Below are 15558 nucleotides of genomic sequence, written 5' to 3'. Positions count from 1 at the left end.
ATAAATCATGTTGTCTGTTCTTAAATAAGAACCCTTAGAGCAGGGTTGCCTGCCAGGTCTGGTCCTGCTCTTCTAATAGCAGCACTCGTCCTTGGGGGACATCAATGTTCCAAAAAACAGCCTCTCGGTCAACCAAATGCTGGTAAATCAAGCGAAGCACTCCCAAATGAGCCACTAGCGCGATGGACTCCTCAGCATTATCCAGCAAGCGGTCCGTTGCTGCCCAGACTCTGGTCTGAAAGTCTGAGAAAACTTCTGCCTCAGGAGGCGTGACCTCAAAGGGGGCTTCCAGCCAAGCCTGCCAAACTTCTGGAAAAGCCACTTCAATCTCATCAGCTGTCAGGCCTTCCCATTGTCCAAAGTCCCGTTCATCAAAGTCAGCTATCGGCTGAAGGTGCCGGCTCGGAAAAGCCAGCCGGGCTGTTTCCTGAGTCCGCTTAAGCCGGCTGGTGTAGACGGCCTCGACTGCTCGCTCCTGCATCAGAAGGCGCAGCTGCTTAGCCTCTGCTTGACCCTGCTCATTGATAGAAACGTCTTGGCTGCCGTAGAAACAGCGCCTGCGGTTGTAGTCCGTCTGACCGTGCCGCATCAGATACCATCTTTTCATCCCAGCACCGCCAATCCTAAGAGATAGAGGAGCTGGGCGATTTCGACAGAGGCTCCCAGCGTATCGCCTGTATGGCCGTCAATTTTATCATAAACAAAACGGCGATAGCCGATTGCTCCCAGAAGGACCAAGCTGTAAGCCAAGAGACCTTTCCAGCCAAAGACCAGCAGGGACAGGGCCAAGGGAAGAAGCTGAGCCAGCAGGATGTGATGGGTCTTGCTGCCGCGGAAGAAATCTCCCGATCCGCCGCCTTCTCTGGCATAGACCATCCGGTAGAGCTGCAGGCTGAGACCGGCCTTGCCCACCATGGTCAGACTGGCCACGATAAACCAGCGGGGCTCCGGCAGATAGGGATAGAGGACCAGCATCAGCGCATAGTAGAGAATGAGGGCCAGCACGCCATTGCTGCCAATCCGGCTGTCCTTCATAATCTCCAGCATCCGCTCCTTCTTGCGTGAGGAAAAGAGACCGTCCGCTGTATCTGCCAGAGCATCCAGATGAAAGCCGCCTGTCAGCAGGACATCAAAAGCAAGGGTCAGGACCCAAGCGACCATTCCCGGCAAGACCAGACTGGCTAGGTAGTAAAAGGCGCCTGAGATGAGCCCCAGCAAGAGGCCAAAGAGGGTCAGAAAAGGCAGACCGCGGCGCAGATAGGACATATCCACTGCCTTTGGAATGACAATCCGGCTGAAAAATTGGGTGTAGATAATCAAAGCCTTTATCATTTTAACCGCTGAGCGAGGCCGCAGATAACCAGATAAACCTCACTCGCCTCCTTTGCAATCAGTTGGTTGATTCGGCCCTGTACATCGCGGAAGAAGCGGCCTAGTCTGGTATCTGGCACAATGCCCAGACCGACCTCATCCGTGACAATCCAGCACTCGGCATCTGTCTGACGGACAGCAGATAAGAGCTCCCGCCACTCCTCTTCCAGCAATTGCAGCAGAAAAGACTGCTCCTGCCGGCTGAGAAAGTGCTCTTCGGTCAGCTCCAGCTTGTCTGGAAAATGCTGGGCAATCAAATCAAAGAGGCGATTGCTGGTCAGAAGAGTAGCACAGTCCAGCAGATAAACTGGATGGGCCTGCTCTCGCAGCCAGTCCGCCAACCCAGCATACTGCTCCTGAGTCGTCCAGGAAGCGGGCCGCCGCTCTTGGTGCAGCCGAATCCGCTCCTGCCATTCTGGATCTTCTCCTCGGGGCAGGCCGGTCGCAATGTAGCAGACCTGCTCTCGGGCCTCCAGCCTCTCCTCCGCAAATGCTGACTTGCCGCTTCTGGCACCGCCTGTCACTAACACAATCTTAGCCATTTGCTTCTTCTTTCATTTTTTGAAATGCTTGCTCAAAGGCTGCCAAGGTCTGGTCTAGGTCTGCCTGAGTATGGGCACTGGACATAAAGTTGGTTTCATACTGAGACGGAGCCAGATAAATGCCCTGTTCCAGCAAGAGACCGTGCAGTCGTGCAAACTGAGCATGGTCAGCAGCCTTAGCATCCGCAAAGTTGCGAACTGGCTTCTGGCTGAAGAAGAAGCCAAACATGGTCCCCTTGGACACAACTTGCAGACTGATGCTGTATTTGCCTGCCAGATTTCGTAAGCCATCACAGAGATAGTCTGTTTTTTCTTCAATCTGGGCAAAGAGCTCAGCTGTCAGCTTTTTCAGCGTTTCATAACCGGCCGTCATAGCAACTGGATTGCCCGACAGGGTACCGGCCTGATAAATATCGCCAAGCGGCGCCACCTGATCCATATAAACGGCCCTGCCGCCAAAGGCTGCAACAGGAAAGCCGCCGCCGATAACCTTGCCCAGACAGACCAGATCCGGCTCTGTCTGGTAGAGGCCGACAGCCCCCTGATAATGCGCACGAAAGCCACTCATGACCTCATCCACGATGAAGAGAGCCCCATGTTCCCGAGTGAGGGAGCGAATGCTGCTGATAAAGTCTGCATCCGCAGGAATCAAGCCCATATTGCCCGCGACGGCTTCTAAAATGACACAGGCAATATCATCGCCATGCTTTTCAAAGCAAGCCCTGAAAGCCTCTGTGTCATTGTAAGGCAAAGCCAAGGTCTCCCCAGCTACCTGAGCAATGACTCCGGCCGAATCGGCAATCCCAAAGCTGGCCAGGCCTGAACCAGCCTGAACCAAAAAGGAATCGCTGTGGCCATGATAGCAGCCGATAAATTTGACAATTTTGGAGCGCTTGGTCACTCCGCGTGCCACCCGTATGGCGCTCATGGTCGCCTCCGTTCCTGAATTGACCATCCGCATTCTTTCCATGAAAGGCAGACGCTCCTGTACCAGCTGACCGAGAGCAATCTCTCTGGGACTAGGAGCACCAAAGCTGGTCCCTTCCCAAATGGCTTCCTCGACAGCCGGCAAAATAGCCTTTGGCGCATGCCCCAAAATCATCGGCCCCCAAGACAGGACATAGTCAATATAGCGGTTGCCATCCACATCGTAGAGATAGGCTCCGCTGGCTTTTTCGATAAAGAGGGGGTGGCCGCCCACGGCTTTAAAAGCCCGAACAGGACTGTTGACCCCACCGGGAAAGAGCTTCTGAGCCTCTTTAAAATATTGGTTGGAATGTTCTCTCTTCAAGTTCGTCCTCCTTCTGTAGAAAACTGTCGATTCTCTGCCGCCTCTATCCTTCTCTCAGATAGCCGGCTGCATCCTTGGCAAAGTAGCTGATAATCAAATCTGCTCCAGCCCGCTTCATAGCAGTCAACACTTCCATGACAATGGCTTTTTCATTGATCCAGCCCTGCTGCGCTGCTGCTTTAATCATGGCATATTCCCCACTGACATTATAGGTCACCAGCGGCAGCTTAGTCTCCTGACGCAGCTCTCTGAGAATATCCAGAAAGGCCAAAGCCGGCTTGACCATGAGAAAGTCTGCTCCCTGCTCCTCATCGCTCTTGGCCTCTCTCAGAGCCTCCAAGCGATTGGCCGGATCCATCTGATAGGTCTTGCGGTCGCCAAAGGCCGGCGCACTCTCACCAGCATCACGGAACGGCCCGTAAAAGCTCGAGGCAAACTTGATGGCATAGGACATAATCGGAATAGCTTCAAATCCGGCCGCATCCAGTCCCTGACGGATAGCTGCAACAAAACCATCCATGGCATTGGAAGGCGCAATGATATCCGCACCTGCTCGAGCCTGACTGACCGCAACCTCTGTCAGTCTGGTCAGAGACAGATCATTGTCCACTTCCTCTCCTCGCAAAATACCGCAGTGGCCATGACTGGTAAACTCACAGAGACAAGTGTCTGCAATGACGACCGTATCCGGAAAATGCTGCTTGATTAGGCGGATGGCTTCCTGCACAATGCCCTTCTCAGCGGAGGCCTGACTGCCTGTCTCATCCTTTTCTGACGGGATGCCAAAGACGATAAAAGCCCGAATGCCCAAGTCTGCACATTCCTGCACTTCTGGCAGCAGATCCCCAAGGGAGAACTGATAAACTCCCGGCATGGAGGCCACCTCCTGCTTTTCAGCCAACCCTTCCTTGATAAATAAGGGCTGGATAAAATCATCCACAGACAGCTGGGTTTCCCTGACCAGCTGCCGCAGAACGCTGCTTCTCCTCAGCCTGCGATGTCTATAAAATTCCATGCTTGTCCTCTTCTTTCTTGATTATTTCCTTGACCATCTCTTCAACAGAAGGACGCTGGGGCTGGCAGTCGACCCTATAGCCCGACTCCTTGACTGCCTGAGCCGTTGTCTGACCAATCACTGCAATCTGATGGCTGGATGGCAGCTGGGGCTTAAGGGCACAAAAACTCTGCCAAGCCGACGGACTGGCAAAGGTCCATATCACATCCTCTTGGGACAGATAGTTCTCCAGCTGTTTCTGGCCTGTGAGATTTGAGGTCGTTTGGTACATAGGCCAAGCCCAGACCTCATGGCCCGCTTCCTTTAATGCCTCAGCCAGACTGGGATTGGATAAGCTGCTCTGAGGCAGCAAAATCTTCTGAGCCGGCAGGGCCAAGGCCAGCCATTCCTGGACAAAGTCCGCACCATAGTGGCTGCTGGCCTGAAAATCACAGGCTCGGTCCAGCTCGTCCAATGCCCGACTGGTCCGAGGCCCAATTGTCGCAATTTGGCAGTCGGCTCTCAGATAGGGACTGAAAGCTTCTACTGCTACAGCGCTGGTAAAAAAGACCCAGTCAGCTGCCGGCAGCACCGCTTTGATGCTTTCTGGCAGGGCCAGCGTCTGGCAGCGAATGAGAGGGACATGGTACGTCTCAAACCCGGCCTGTTTGATCTTTTCTAGCCAGGCAGAGTCTGGCGCCTGCTCTCTGGTAAAGATTAGTTTTTTAACCATGGCATTCCTACTGCCCCCTTATCGGCTAACTGGCGCACAGCCTGCTCTGCTAATTGCTGACCATCCTGCCCCTGAAGACTGACAAAGATACATTGGCCGTCCTCCTTAGCCAGCATAGCCTCTAGCTGGAAGTCCTGACCTTTTTTCTGGGCCAAAGCAGCGATAGGGAAGCTGCAGTCTGCATTCATCTGAGCCAAAACAGCCCGCTCAACTGCCACTTCAGCAGCTGTCTTCTCATCCTCAACAGCTGCCAGCAGGCTCCGCAGCTCCTCATCCTCTGCCCGGCATTCCACCGCCAAAGCTCCTTGGGAAATAGCTGGCAGGCAAAGACGGGTCTCTAAAGGCTGAATGGGAAGATGGCTTTGGTCCAGCCAGCCCAAGCGTTTCAGGCCTGCCATAGCTAAGACAATCGCGTCGTATGCGCCTTCTTCCAGCTTCTTGATACGGGTATCAATGTTGCCCCTGAGCGGCTGGAAGACCAGATCCGGTCTCTGAGCCTGCAGCTGCACCTGACGGCGGATGCTGCTGGTCCCGACTATCGCCCCCGCAGGCAGGTCAGCCAGCGTCTGGTCAGCCTGACGGAAAATCAAGCAATCCCGCACATCCTCTCTCCGGCTGATAGCACCGAGCACGCAGCCGGCTGCCAGTTTAGCCGGCATATCCTTGAGACTGTGGACCGCCATATCAATCTCCCCAGCCAGCAAAGCCCGCTCGATTTCCTTGACAAAGACCCCCTTGCCGCCAATTTCCTGCAGGCTGACATGGGTCAGGCGGTCTCCCTTTGTGGTATAGGGCACGAGCTCAAAATTCCGCTCGGGATAGAGGGCCTTCAGCTGGCTGACGATCTGCTGGGTCTGGGTCATGGCCAGCTTACTCTTGCGCGTTCCTACCTTAATGACCTTCATCGTTTCCCCTTTCTCTATGCAGGCCGAAAATCTTGGCAATCAAAGCAATATCATACTCCGAATGCTCTCCGACCGACCGCTCCTTGAGCTGCAGGATTGGCTCCTTCAGCACTTGGTTGATAATGCTCTTCATATGCTTGGAAATCTGCTTTTGCTCCCGCTCTGTCAGATCCGGCAGCTTGCGCTTGAGGCTTTCCATAGCCGTAGCTTGCGCTTCCAAAGCCTTGTCCCTGATTTCTTGGATCAAGGGCACAATCCCCAGCTGCTGGCGCCAGTCCGCAAACTTGACCAGCTCCTCCTCAATCTCCAGCGCAATCTGACCGGCAATCTCCTGCCGCTCGGCCTGATACTGCTCCAGCTGATTGGTCAGATTTTCAATATTATAGAGTCTGTGCGGCACGCTCGGATGGCAGGAGCGAGGCAGGCAGAGGTCAAATACGACCGCATCTGCCTTGAGCATGGCCGGGTAGATAATATAGCCTTCTGTTTTGACGGCTGAGAAGACCACATCTGCCTCCGCCAGCACCGCTTCCAGCTCCGCCCAGGCATGGGCAGACACCCGCTCCTCTTCCAGAAAGGGCTGAGCCTTGCTGACCGTCCGATTGAGCAGCATGACAGAGTCAAAAGGCCGCTGCAGGACATACTTGGTCACCAGCTGGCCAATCTCACCCAAGCCGATAACGGCAGCTTTTTTTGAACTGTAGTCCAGACCCAGCCGGTCCAGCTCTTGGAGGGCTGTCAGGCCGATGGAGATGGGCCGGTCATTGATCCGGTAGGTATCGTGCATGCGCTTGGCAAAGGTCAGGGCCTGCTTAAAGGCTTGATTGAGCACAATGCCTGTCGTACCGGCATCTTGCGCTGCCAGGAAGGCCTGCTTGAGCTGGCCCAAGACCTGACTTTCCCCGACAATCTTTGACTCCAGGCCGATGGAGACCCGCAGCAGATGCCGCAAGGCCTCATCCCCCTCACGAAAGACCAGATAGTCTTCCAGCTCCTTGACAGGAATCTGAAACCAATCTGCCAAAAAATGCTTGGAATAGTAACGGCCAGTATGCAGCTGATCCACCACCAGATAAAGCTCTGTCCGATTGCAGGTTGACAGAATGAGATTTTCCAAGATACTTTTTTCTCTTTTCAGCAGATTCAGGGCCTTGGGTCCCTCCTGATCTGAAAAATGCGCTCTTTCCAAAATAGGCAGCGGTGTTTCCCGATGGGTCAAGCCCACATATAATAGGTGCATGTTTTTGTCCTTCTGTTAAAGTTGATCTAAAATCGCTTCGATCTTCCTGCGAATCTCCTTAGAACGGCTGGGCGAGAGACCGTTGGTTGAGATCATGACAGAGACATCCTTCTTTCGAGCAATGGCTACATTGTAGAAGTCAGAAAAGGTCTTGTCGCCCGTATTGTTTACCAGCTGACTGGGGGCCGCATCCTCCATAATCTGACGGTTGACTTCCGCCTGATCTGTACAGGCAAAGACTAGCTTTGCGCCTTCCAAATCGCCTGTCTGGTAGGGTCTAGCTAGCCATTGGATCTCCGCCTGCGGAATGTCAGCATGCAGAGTCGGACTGACCACTGTCACGGCCGCTGCCTCCGCCAGCAGGGTCTTGACTTTTCTGGCCGCGACCTTGCCGCCTCCCACTACCACGACTTTCTTCTCTCTGATATTGATCATGACTGGATACATGCTGCCTTCTCCTATTTCTTGTCCCGAAAGATCTTTGCGCTGCGCTTGTAGATGGTATCGGGCTCTTTCAGCCGATCATTGACCAGTCTAGCCAGCACAAAAAAGTAATCGGACAGGCGGTTGATATAGATCAGCCCTGTCTCATTGACGGCTTCTTCTGCCTCGATGACAGCCACCATCCGGCGCTCTAAGCGCCTGGTCATGGTGCGGGCCACATGCAGAAGACTCGCAATCCGATGCCCGCCCGGAATGATAAAGCGGTCAATCTTGGGCGGGATGTGCATATAAGCATCCATCCGCTCTTCCAGCCAGCTGACATTGGCCGGCTCCTGCTTGTAAGGGCGCAGCTCTCTCGGTGTGGCCAAGTCGCTGCCGCAGTCAAAGAGATGCTGCTGGATTTCCTCGCATTCCAAGCGCAGGTCATCTAAGATTGGATAGTCGCGCATCTCCGATACGACATAGCCCAGATGGGAGCAGAGCTCATCCATGGTCCCATAGGCTTCGACCCGAATATGGGTCTTGGATACTCGGTCTCCGCCGTAGAGGCGGGTAAAGCCCTTGTCTCCGTATTTGGTGTAAATTCTCATTTTTCTTCTCGATTCATGATCTGATAGATCTGCTCCATGTCCAAGGACTGGCGCAGCAAGTCAGCCAGCTTGTCATACTCTCTGTCTTTAAAGTCTTGGATGCTGATCGGCTCGTCCCTCAGTTCCTCTAAGCCCTTGGCCAGACGAAGCTCATTTAAGAACTGTCTGGTCCAGTCCGGATTGTCAAAGACACCATGGAGATAGGTGCCCTGCACCTGACCGCCGTAAGCCACTGCTCCATCAGGACGCTGGGTCGCTTCACCATTTTGCTCCTTGATGATAGAGAAGGGCTGAAGATGGCCGGCCAGCTGGGTCTCTCCCATATGGATCTCATAGCCTTCCAGCTCCTGGCCCTCATGCAGGGCGCGGACCTGAGTCGTCCGCTTGACTGACCGGAGCACCGTCTCGGTCTCTAAAATGCCCAAGCCGCGAATCTCCTCCCGGTCAGACTCTAAGTGCTGAGGATCGCTGATTTTCTGTCCCAGCAGCTGATAGCCGCCGCAGATACCAAAGATCCGCACACCTTGCTTCAGGCACTCCAAGATCTCAGCTTCAAGCCCAGACTCCCGCAGGTAGTCCATATCCTCGATGGTATTCTTGCTGCCCGGCAAGATCAGGAGGTCCGGCCGGCCGATGGCATCCCCCGGCTGGACATAGCGGACAGAGACGTCCGGCTGGATTTCCAAACTGTGAAAATCCGTAAAATTAGACAGGCGTTTGAGGCTGATGACAGCAATGTCCAGACTTTTTCTTGTATCAAAGCGCCGGCTCTTCTGCACCAGTGCGACACTGTCTTCGCTGTCTATATCCAGCTGGGCATAGGGCACTACTCCGATGACCGGCACCCGAGTCAGCTCCTCAATCATGTCAATGCCGGACTGGAGCAAAGCCACGTCGCCGCGGAATTTATTGATAATAACCCCCTTGATTCGCTGGCGGTCCTCAGGCGGCATAAGCTCAATCGTTCCATAAATAGAAGCAAATACTCCGCCCTTGTCAATATCGGCCACCAAAATCACCGGAGCATCCACCAGTTTGGCCATGCCCATATTGACAATGTCTCGGTCATTGAGATTGATTTCAGCGGGACTGCCAGCACCCTCGATGACAATGACATCATTCTCAGCCCCCAGCTCCTCATAGACTTCCTTGATCTTGGGCAGGAGCTGCTGCTTGTAGTCATGGTATTCGACAGCATCCATATCCCGCAGTACCCGGCCTAGAAAGACGACCTGGGATTTGCGGTCCGATGTGGGCTTGAGCAGGACGGGATTCATGCGGACATCTGGCTCCTTGCCGGCTGCCTCTGCCTGCACGACCTGAGCCCGGCCCATTTCATCTCCTTTTTTGGTGATAAAGGAATTCAGCGCCATATTCTGCGACTTAAAAGGGACTGTTTCTAGGCCATCCTGCTTGAAAATCCGGCAGAGCCCTGCCGCAATGATGCTCTTCCCCGCATCTGAGGCCGTTCCCTGTATCATCAGTGATTTGACCATCTTACACTTCCTCCTAGCTGCTCAAAGAAGGCAGCTTCATTTTCTGCCAGCGGCGTCTGGATAGTCTGATGGAGCTTGACGATCCAAGGCACAGACACGCCCGCTTCCGCCAAGAGCTCTCCCTGCTGAAAGAGCTCAAACTTGCTGCCCTGCGCAATCAAATTCCCCTTCTGCAGCAGATAGGCATAGTCACAGCAGTCATACATCAGATCCATGTCATGGCTGGATACGATGATGTTGGTTCCGGCCTGAACCAGCTTTTTCATGGTCTGGGCCATCTGATCCCGTCCTTTGGGATCCAGTCCTGCCGTGGGCTCATCCAGCAGCAGATACTTGGGCTGCAGGGCCAGCATCCCTGCGATGGCCACCCGCTTTTTCTGGCCGTAGCTCAGATACTGCAGCGGCCTGTCCTGCAGATGGGAGATGTCCATCATCTCCAAAGCCGCTGATACTCTGCTGGCAATTTGGTCTTCTTCATAGCCTAAGTTTTCCAAGGCCATGCCAATATCGTCCTTCACAATGGTATAAAAGAGCTGCTGCTCTGGATTCTGAAAGACCATATTGACATGCTGCCGATACTGATACAAGGCCTTCTTAGAATAGCTGACAGGCTGACCGTCATAGAGAAGGCTTCCTTCCTGCGGCTTGAGCAGGCAGGTCATGAGTTTCATGATGGTGGACTTGCCCGAGCCATTAGCCCCAAGAATGCCGGTAATCTGCCCTTCTGCAAAGTCCATGGAAATATCATGCAGGGTTTGCCTTTCATCATACGAAAAGGAAATATTTTTCATTTGTAACATCTGAGATTCCTACCTACCTTGCTATTATAATATAAAAACAATCTTCTTGTAAATGCTCCGAGTGCTACTCGCTGTGCTCCGCATCGAATTTCAAAGCCAGCACTTCATTTAATTTCTGGTTGTCATCCAGCAGCTTGGAAAAGAGAGTATTGGCCAGTCTGCCCCAAGCCTGGTGCTGCTTTCTCTTATTATAAAAAGAAAATTTCAAATCCAGAGTATCCCGAATGGTCACAAACTCATAGAAAACCAGAAAAATGAAACGGTACATCAGGACAATCAAGTCCAGCAGCACCCTTGGGATGTGCAGGATTTTAAACAGCCGCAGCATCTGAGCAAAAGGCACGGTCAGGACAAAGAAATAGGTCGACACCAAGGAGGAATAGATGCGCAAGAGGATAAAAACGCTCTGCTGGCCGGCAGCTTGGCTGATCCCCAGATAGCCCCGCCCTAAAGGCAAGGCCAGCAAGAGCTGGTCCGGAGCATCCTGATAGGTCAAGACAAAGGTCAGGAGGCTGATCAGAATAAAGATACTGGCATGCAGATACCACTTGAGATAAGGCCCCCAGGACAGACGAGCCACATAGCAGGTCAGAGGTGCCACCAAGGCGATGAGAGCCAGCTGTAGTCCCCTGACACCAGAAAAACTGACAGCCAGCAGCAGCAGGTAAATGAACAATTTATAGCCAGCCGGCAGATCTTTCCAGCGGTTTTGATAGGCGTATTGATCAATCGCAAACAAGAGGAGGCCCTCCTTTCTAACTATGTATTCATTCCCTTCTCTATGCAAGAGCAGCTTTCCTTCGTCTGGGACCAAGCCCAAGACTCAGGCTGCTCCGATGATCGGAAATCTTGCTTCTCTATTCATGAGGCCTGAATATGGACAGGCCTCATGAATACTAATGCTCACTCTGCTCAGAAATTTCCTTTTGCTGCCCTTGCTTTTTGCCCTTATAATAGCCGATGACATAGAAGATGATGCCTGCTCCGATACTGCCTTGCAGGGTGAAGAGCAGGCTTTCGACCTCGGGTCCTGCCGGCTCAAAAATAGGCGAGAACCAAGGCTCGTAGTCTTTTTGGATTGAGCTGATAGCCTGCTCGGCCGCATCATCCGTTCCGCTGTATTCGACACCCTTAGGGGCAAAGACAAAGGCAGCAAGCGTGATGGCTACTGCAGCCAAGATCAAGATGATATTCTTATATTTTTTCATTTGAACAGACCTACTCTTTCTTTGATATTTTCTGAGATTAAGTTATAGAGGACGACTGTCAGCAGCCCTTCTACGATGGCAATCGGAATTTGAGTCATCAAGAAGACACCCATGAACTTCATTGCAGAACCGACAAAGCCGCTGTTGGCATCTGGGAAGACCAAACCGAGCTGGATGGAAGTTGTCGCATAAGTCGCCAAGTCGGCTATCACAGCACAGATAAAGATAGAGACTGCAGTAGACAGCTTGATGGATTTAGCAAACTTGTAGACGAAATACCCCACAAACGGACCAACCACCGCCATGGAGAAGGCATTGGCACCCAGAGTCGTCAAGCCGCCATGCGCCAAGAGGAGGGCTTGAAAAAGCAGGCAGATAGTTCCCAAAACACTGATGACAGACGGGCCAAACATGGCCGTCCCCAGACCAACCCCTGTCGGATGCGAGCTAGATCCTGTAACAGAAGGAATCTTCAGCGAAGACAGGATAAAGATAAAGGCTCCGGACAAGGCCAGCATGGTCTTAGAGTTGGGATCCTCTGCGACGATTTTCTTGATACGCAGCAAGCCTGCTACAAAGAAAGGCAGGAAAACGACGAACCAAAAGATACACCAAAAGAGCGGAAGATAGCCTTCCATGATATGCATAGCTGACACAGACTGAGTACTCAGCAGCGCCAAAACAGCCAGCAAGGCAACAAAAGTTACTTTTTTATTTTTCAATAGTTTCATGTTTATTTCCTTTACTAAGAACCTGATGTCTTAAGGCGGCGGGACAGCCTCTTAAACATAGGCTCTGATCTTAAAAAATCTTCTTTTTAACGAGGAAAGTAGTAAAATAAGGCAGCTTGGTTTCTGGCGTGATTCCTGCTAGGCCCAGCAGAGTTTGTTGCTTGTCAGTCGACGAATGGCTAACCATGAACGTCTGCTGTAAGAGGCCAAGTTTTTCCAGCAGAGGCAGGACTGTATCCAGATGATTGGCCACCTTCATCAGCACAATCGAGTCATGCAGCTCAAGCGCCGCCTCAATCTTGTCAGCAGGAGCCGTAGCCGGCAGGACTGCCAGAGACTCCTCATCCATGGTCAGCGGCTGACCCAGCTCAGAAGCCATACTTGAGAAGGAGGTGATACCGGGAATGGTCTGACAGTCAATGTCCTTTTCCAGCAGGGCCAGCAAATAACTGTAAGTGCTGTAGACCATGGGATCTCCCAGTGTGATAAAGCCCACATTCTTGCCAGACCGGACATCTGCTGCGATTTCAGCAGAGATGGCCTGCCATTGGGCTTCTTTGGCCGAATTGGAACGAACCATAGGGAAATGCCGCTGCTTGATTTCCAGCTGCTCCTTCAGGTAAGGCTCTGCGATACCTAATGCAAAGCTCTTGCTCCCCTTCTTTGCCTCAGGTGTATAGAGAATATCTAGATTTTCCAAAAGCCGACTGGCCTTGACAGTGACCAGCTCGCTATCGCCTGGTCCCACACCAATTCCGTAAAATTTTGCCATTCCTTCCTCCTATTCGATGATTTCTTCTAAATGCTGAATGTAGAGCTGCTGAATCTCAGGGTATTCGCCCAGGCCAATCAGATGAGCATTGACCTCATAGCCCTGTTCCTTAAAGAAGCGGTACCAAGAACCTTCCTCGTCTGAGCTCATGTCATTGGTCGCATGGTCGCCTGCTACCAGCATGAAAGGAGCCAGATGCACCTCCCGGATGCCCCGCTCTCTCAGCGCCTGCTCGATCAGCTCCACCGGAGGGTAGCTCTCCACACAGCCGACATAGACCGGACTGGCCCGCATCATGTGGTCCAAGGCCGCATAGGCTGTAAAAGCATAATGCTGGCTGCCGTGGCCCATCAGAACCGTTGCTGCATCTGACGGCAGCTGCCCATAGCGGTCCAGCAGGATAGAGCCGACAGCCTCATAATCCTCCTGACTGTGCAGCAGAGGCTTAGACACGACCAGCTTCTTAAAGGCGTCCTGAAAATCGCTGGCCTGCGCTAGGATCTTTTCGTACTCACTGCCCAGAATAACGTGGAGCGGCTGGAGATAGACCTCTTCTGTCCCCTGCTCTGCGAGCTGCTCCAAGACTGCTCTGACTGTCGGAATGTCCAGTCCCTCCTGCTGCTTGATCCGCCGTCTGACGACATTCGAAGTGAAGGCTCGGTAGACCGGATAGTCTGAAAATCGCTGCTGAATGGCCTGCTCACAGGCCTCGATGGTTTTGCGTCTGGTTTCTGGATAGGTCGTTCCGAAACTGACAACTACTATAGCTTTACTCATGACCTGCATCCTTTCAGAGAATTTCCCGGCATTTGTCGATGATAGAGGCAATGGTGGCTTCATCCGTCTCCACAATCCTGTCAAAGCCTGCTGCATCCAGTACCGCTCGTGTGCTGGCTCCCATGACGACGAGGGGCTGTTCTTTCCAGTCATAGCCTGCTGCCTGGCTGGCTGCTACAAAGTTCATGGCCGCGGCAGAGTTGGGCAGGCAAACCGCCTCGATCTCCGGCCATTTGTCCCTCTCTATCGGGCTGTCAAAGGCCAATCTGTGACTGGCTATGACCGGCAGGGAATAAAGCTCTTCCAGACTCGCCTGCTTATGCTCAGCCGTCAGGATATACCAGCTGCCGCCTTCTTTTTCAAGAGCGGCCGCAAAGGCTGCATCCGACTGCTGGGCTGTCATCCGATCCAGCAAGACGCCGCTCGCTTCGATAGACTTGGCCGTGTGGCGGCCGATAGCCGCAAAGCGGATGTGAGACAAGCTGCGCAAGTCTCTGCCTTGGCTGCGCAGGGCTTTCAGAAAGAGCGGCCAGCTCTGCATATCAGCAAAGACCAGACCGTCTGCCCTCTCCAAGTCCGGCAGCGGCAGGACCAATTCCTCCACTCGGGTCCGGGCAGGGAAGGTGGTCAGCGCAGCTCCAGCATCCTTGAGCAGGCGAGGGAGCTTTCCTGTGTCTGACTGCTGGATGAGGATATTCCGGCCGAAGAGCGGCCGCTGCTCATGGAAATTCAGCTGCTGGCGAAAGGCAACGACTTCCCCGACCACGATGACACTGGGCGCCTGAAAGGCGGCCGCTTCTGCTAGGTCTGCGATGCTGGCCAAGGTCCCGTCTACCGAGCGCTGCTGGGGATGGGTTCCCCACTCAATGACAGCGGCAGGCTTGCTCTCATCATACCCTCTGGCTGTCAGCTCCTGCACGATGGAGCGCAGATTTTTCATGCCCATGAGAAAGACCAGGGTCCCCTTGAGCTGGGCAATCGCTTCCCAGTTGAGCCTCTCTGTCTCATCCTTGAGATGGGCGGTAAAGACATGAAAACTGGTCGCCACGTCCCGATAGGTCATAGGAATCCCAGCATAGGTCAGACCAGCCACAGCCGAGGTAATGCCCGGCACCACCTCAAAGTCCACGCCGGCTTCCGCCAAGCGAACTCCTTCTTCTCCGCCTCGGCCAAAGATATAGGGATCGCCGCTCTTGAGGCGGACTACCCGCTTGCCCTGACGGGCTTTTTCGATGAGAATTTCCTCGATAGCTTCCTGTCGGATACAGGGCTGGCCGGGCTTTTTACCAACATCTATCTTCTCGCAGTCAGCCTTTATATGCTGAAAGAGCTCTTGGTTAATCAAGCGGTCAAAGACCAGCACATCTGCCTCCTGGAGCCGACGCTTGCCTTTGAGGGTCAGCAGCTCCGCATCACCCGGACCTGCGCCCAATAACGTTACTAAACCGGACATTTTTTCTCCTTTTGTTTGACTCAATGAAAATCAAATAGCAAACTAGACAGAGCAGACATGATGGAAGCTAGCTGCGCATCCTGTTACGAGAAATCCTAGAGGACTTTCTCAAACTCCTGCACAAATCCAGTCGCATGAAAAGAATCGTTTCAATGCAGCCCATGTCGGAGCTAGCCTTAGGCTATACTGGCACAGTTTGAAGAGATTTTCG

18 protein-coding genes are annotated in these 15558 nt (G+C 53.2%); all 18 read right to left on the bottom strand.

All coding sequences use genetic code 11. From position 1 onward, the window contains the following. Positions 1 to 34 precede the first annotated feature (34 nt). The 18 genes from DHL47_RS01645 to cobA all read right to left on the bottom strand — a co-directional run bounded on the left by DHL47_RS01645 (position 35) and on the right by cobA (position 15347). Positions 35 to 607, bottom strand: coding sequence for a histidine phosphatase family protein (locus DHL47_RS01645; protein WP_209550682.1), 573 nt, complete (start codon positions 605 to 607; stop codon positions 35 to 37). After that, positions 604 to 1332 carry an adenosylcobinamide-GDP ribazoletransferase gene (gene cobS, locus DHL47_RS01640; protein ID WP_128834367.1) on the bottom strand — a complete coding sequence of 243 codons (729 nt, stop codon included), beginning with the start codon at positions 1330 to 1332 and terminating at the stop codon, positions 604 to 606. The genes DHL47_RS01645 and cobS overlap by 4 nt, the downstream gene beginning before the upstream one ends. Further along, a complete protein-coding gene (gene cobU, locus DHL47_RS01635) occupies positions 1329 to 1913 on the bottom strand; it encodes a bifunctional adenosylcobinamide kinase/adenosylcobinamide-phosphate guanylyltransferase (protein WP_209550681.1) in 585 nt (194 codons plus the stop codon). Before cobU ends, cobS begins: the two co-directional genes overlap by 4 nt. After that, positions 1906 to 3204, bottom strand: a complete 1299-nt coding sequence (gene hemL / locus DHL47_RS01630) for a glutamate-1-semialdehyde 2,1-aminomutase (RefSeq protein WP_209550680.1) — start codon at positions 3202 to 3204, stop codon at positions 1906 to 1908. The genes cobU and hemL overlap by 8 nt, the downstream gene beginning before the upstream one ends. Before the next feature lie 43 nt (positions 3205 to 3247). Next, positions 3248 to 4219 (bottom strand): porphobilinogen synthase, encoded by a 972-nt coding sequence (gene hemB / locus DHL47_RS01625; protein ID WP_209550679.1) that lies wholly within the window; start codon positions 4217 to 4219, stop codon positions 3248 to 3250. After that, complete coding sequence (locus tag DHL47_RS01620; RefSeq protein ID WP_209550678.1) at positions 4206 to 4931, bottom strand: uroporphyrinogen-III synthase; 726 nt, start codon at positions 4929 to 4931, stop codon at positions 4206 to 4208. Before DHL47_RS01620 ends, hemB begins: the two co-directional genes overlap by 14 nt. Beyond that, positions 4916 to 5836: a hydroxymethylbilane synthase gene (gene hemC, locus DHL47_RS01615; RefSeq protein ID WP_209550677.1), complete on the bottom strand. Its 921-nt coding sequence runs from the start codon at positions 5834 to 5836 to the stop codon at positions 4916 to 4918. Before hemC ends, DHL47_RS01620 begins: the two co-directional genes overlap by 16 nt. Then, positions 5823 to 7076, bottom strand: coding sequence for a glutamyl-tRNA reductase (gene hemA, locus DHL47_RS01610; protein WP_209550676.1), 1254 nt, complete (start codon positions 7074 to 7076; stop codon positions 5823 to 5825). Before hemA ends, hemC begins: the two co-directional genes overlap by 14 nt. A gap of 15 nt (positions 7077 to 7091) precedes the next feature. After that, entirely contained in the window at positions 7092 to 7523 is a 432-nt protein-coding gene (locus DHL47_RS01605; RefSeq protein WP_209550675.1) for a precorrin-2 dehydrogenase/sirohydrochlorin ferrochelatase family protein, read from the bottom strand. Positions 7524 to 7534: 11 nt separating this feature from the next. Next, the gene (locus tag DHL47_RS01600; RefSeq protein ID WP_209550674.1) at positions 7535 to 8110 is read right to left on the bottom strand and encodes a cob(I)yrinic acid a,c-diamide adenosyltransferase; all 576 of its coding nucleotides are present in this window, start codon (positions 8108 to 8110) and stop codon (positions 7535 to 7537) included. Then, positions 8107 to 9606, bottom strand: coding sequence for a cobyric acid synthase (locus tag DHL47_RS01595; RefSeq protein ID WP_209550673.1), 1500 nt, complete (start codon positions 9604 to 9606; stop codon positions 8107 to 8109). The genes DHL47_RS01600 and DHL47_RS01595 overlap by 4 nt, the downstream gene beginning before the upstream one ends. Beyond that, positions 9591 to 10406: an energy-coupling factor ABC transporter ATP-binding protein gene (locus tag DHL47_RS01590; RefSeq protein ID WP_128834387.1), complete on the bottom strand. Its 816-nt coding sequence runs from the start codon at positions 10404 to 10406 to the stop codon at positions 9591 to 9593. The genes DHL47_RS01595 and DHL47_RS01590 overlap by 16 nt, the downstream gene beginning before the upstream one ends. Before the next feature lie 64 nt (positions 10407 to 10470). After that, complete coding sequence (locus DHL47_RS01585) at positions 10471 to 11145, bottom strand: CbiQ family ECF transporter T component (protein ID WP_209550672.1); 675 nt, start codon at positions 11143 to 11145, stop codon at positions 10471 to 10473. A gap of 157 nt (positions 11146 to 11302) precedes the next feature. Beyond that, the gene (locus DHL47_RS01580) at positions 11303 to 11614 is read right to left on the bottom strand and encodes an energy-coupling factor ABC transporter substrate-binding protein (RefSeq protein ID WP_128834391.1); all 312 of its coding nucleotides are present in this window, start codon (positions 11612 to 11614) and stop codon (positions 11303 to 11305) included. Then, positions 11611 to 12345 (bottom strand): energy-coupling factor ABC transporter permease, encoded by a 735-nt coding sequence (locus DHL47_RS01575; RefSeq protein WP_209550671.1) that lies wholly within the window; start codon positions 12343 to 12345, stop codon positions 11611 to 11613. The genes DHL47_RS01580 and DHL47_RS01575 overlap by 4 nt, the downstream gene beginning before the upstream one ends. Before the next feature lie 70 nt (positions 12346 to 12415). Continuing rightward, complete coding sequence (locus DHL47_RS01570; RefSeq protein WP_209550670.1) at positions 12416 to 13117, bottom strand: cobalt-factor II C(20)-methyltransferase; 702 nt, start codon at positions 13115 to 13117, stop codon at positions 12416 to 12418. Between the two features lie 9 nt (positions 13118 to 13126). Next, entirely contained in the window at positions 13127 to 13894 is a 768-nt protein-coding gene (locus DHL47_RS01565; protein WP_209550669.1) for a sirohydrochlorin cobaltochelatase, read from the bottom strand. 13 nt (positions 13895 to 13907) lie between these two features. Continuing rightward, entirely contained in the window at positions 13908 to 15347 is a 1440-nt protein-coding gene (cobA, locus tag DHL47_RS01560; RefSeq protein WP_209550668.1) for a uroporphyrinogen-III C-methyltransferase, read from the bottom strand. Between the last annotated feature and the right edge of the window lie 211 nt (positions 15348 to 15558).

This window comes from Streptococcus panodentis, assembly GCF_017884005.1.
Classification (GTDB): Bacteria; Bacillota; Bacilli; order Lactobacillales; family Streptococcaceae; genus Streptococcus; species Streptococcus panodentis.
The sequence above is the reverse complement of the archived record's forward strand: the minus strand, read 5'-3'. Positions and strand labels throughout refer to the sequence as shown.

Coding starts and splice junctions, on each gene's coding strand:
- DHL47_RS01645 (WP_209550682.1), bottom strand. CDS start 607: ATGAAAAGATGGTATCTGATGCGGCACGGTCAGACGGACTACAACCGC.
- hemB (WP_209550679.1), bottom strand. CDS start 4,219: ATGGAATTTTATAGACATCGCAGGCTGAGGAGAAGCAGCGTTCTGCGG.
- DHL47_RS01570 (WP_209550670.1), bottom strand. CDS start 13,117: ATGGCAAAATTTTACGGAATTGGTGTGGGACCAGGCGATAGCGAGCTG.
- DHL47_RS01595 (WP_209550673.1), bottom strand. CDS start 9,606: ATGGTCAAATCACTGATGATACAGGGAACGGCCTCAGATGCGGGGAAG.
- DHL47_RS01600 (WP_209550674.1), bottom strand. CDS start 8,110: ATGAGAATTTACACCAAATACGGAGACAAGGGCTTTACCCGCCTCTAC.
- DHL47_RS01565 (WP_209550669.1), bottom strand. CDS start 13,894: ATGAGTAAAGCTATAGTAGTTGTCAGTTTCGGAACGACCTATCCAGAA.
- DHL47_RS01620 (WP_209550678.1), bottom strand. CDS start 4,931: ATGGTTAAAAAACTAATCTTTACCAGAGAGCAGGCGCCAGACTCTGCC.
- cobS (WP_128834367.1), bottom strand. CDS start 1,332: ATGATAAAGGCTTTGATTATCTACACCCAATTTTTCAGCCGGATTGTC.
- DHL47_RS01575 (WP_209550671.1), bottom strand. CDS start 12,345: ATGAAACTATTGAAAAATAAAAAAGTAACTTTTGTTGCCTTGCTGGCT.
- DHL47_RS01605 (WP_209550675.1), bottom strand. CDS start 7,523: ATGTATCCAGTCATGATCAATATCAGAGAGAAGAAAGTCGTGGTAGTG.
- cobU (WP_209550681.1), bottom strand. CDS start 1,913: ATGGCTAAGATTGTGTTAGTGACAGGCGGTGCCAGAAGCGGCAAGTCA.
- DHL47_RS01580 (WP_128834391.1), bottom strand. CDS start 11,614: ATGAAAAAATATAAGAATATCATCTTGATCTTGGCTGCAGTAGCCATC.
- cobA (WP_209550668.1), bottom strand. CDS start 15,347: ATGTCCGGTTTAGTAACGTTATTGGGCGCAGGTCCGGGTGATGCGGAG.
- hemC (WP_209550677.1), bottom strand. CDS start 5,836: ATGAAGGTCATTAAGGTAGGAACGCGCAAGAGTAAGCTGGCCATGACC.
- hemA (WP_209550676.1), bottom strand. CDS start 7,076: ATGCACCTATTATATGTGGGCTTGACCCATCGGGAAACACCGCTGCCT.
- DHL47_RS01590 (WP_128834387.1), bottom strand. CDS start 10,406: ATGTTACAAATGAAAAATATTTCCTTTTCGTATGATGAAAGGCAAACC.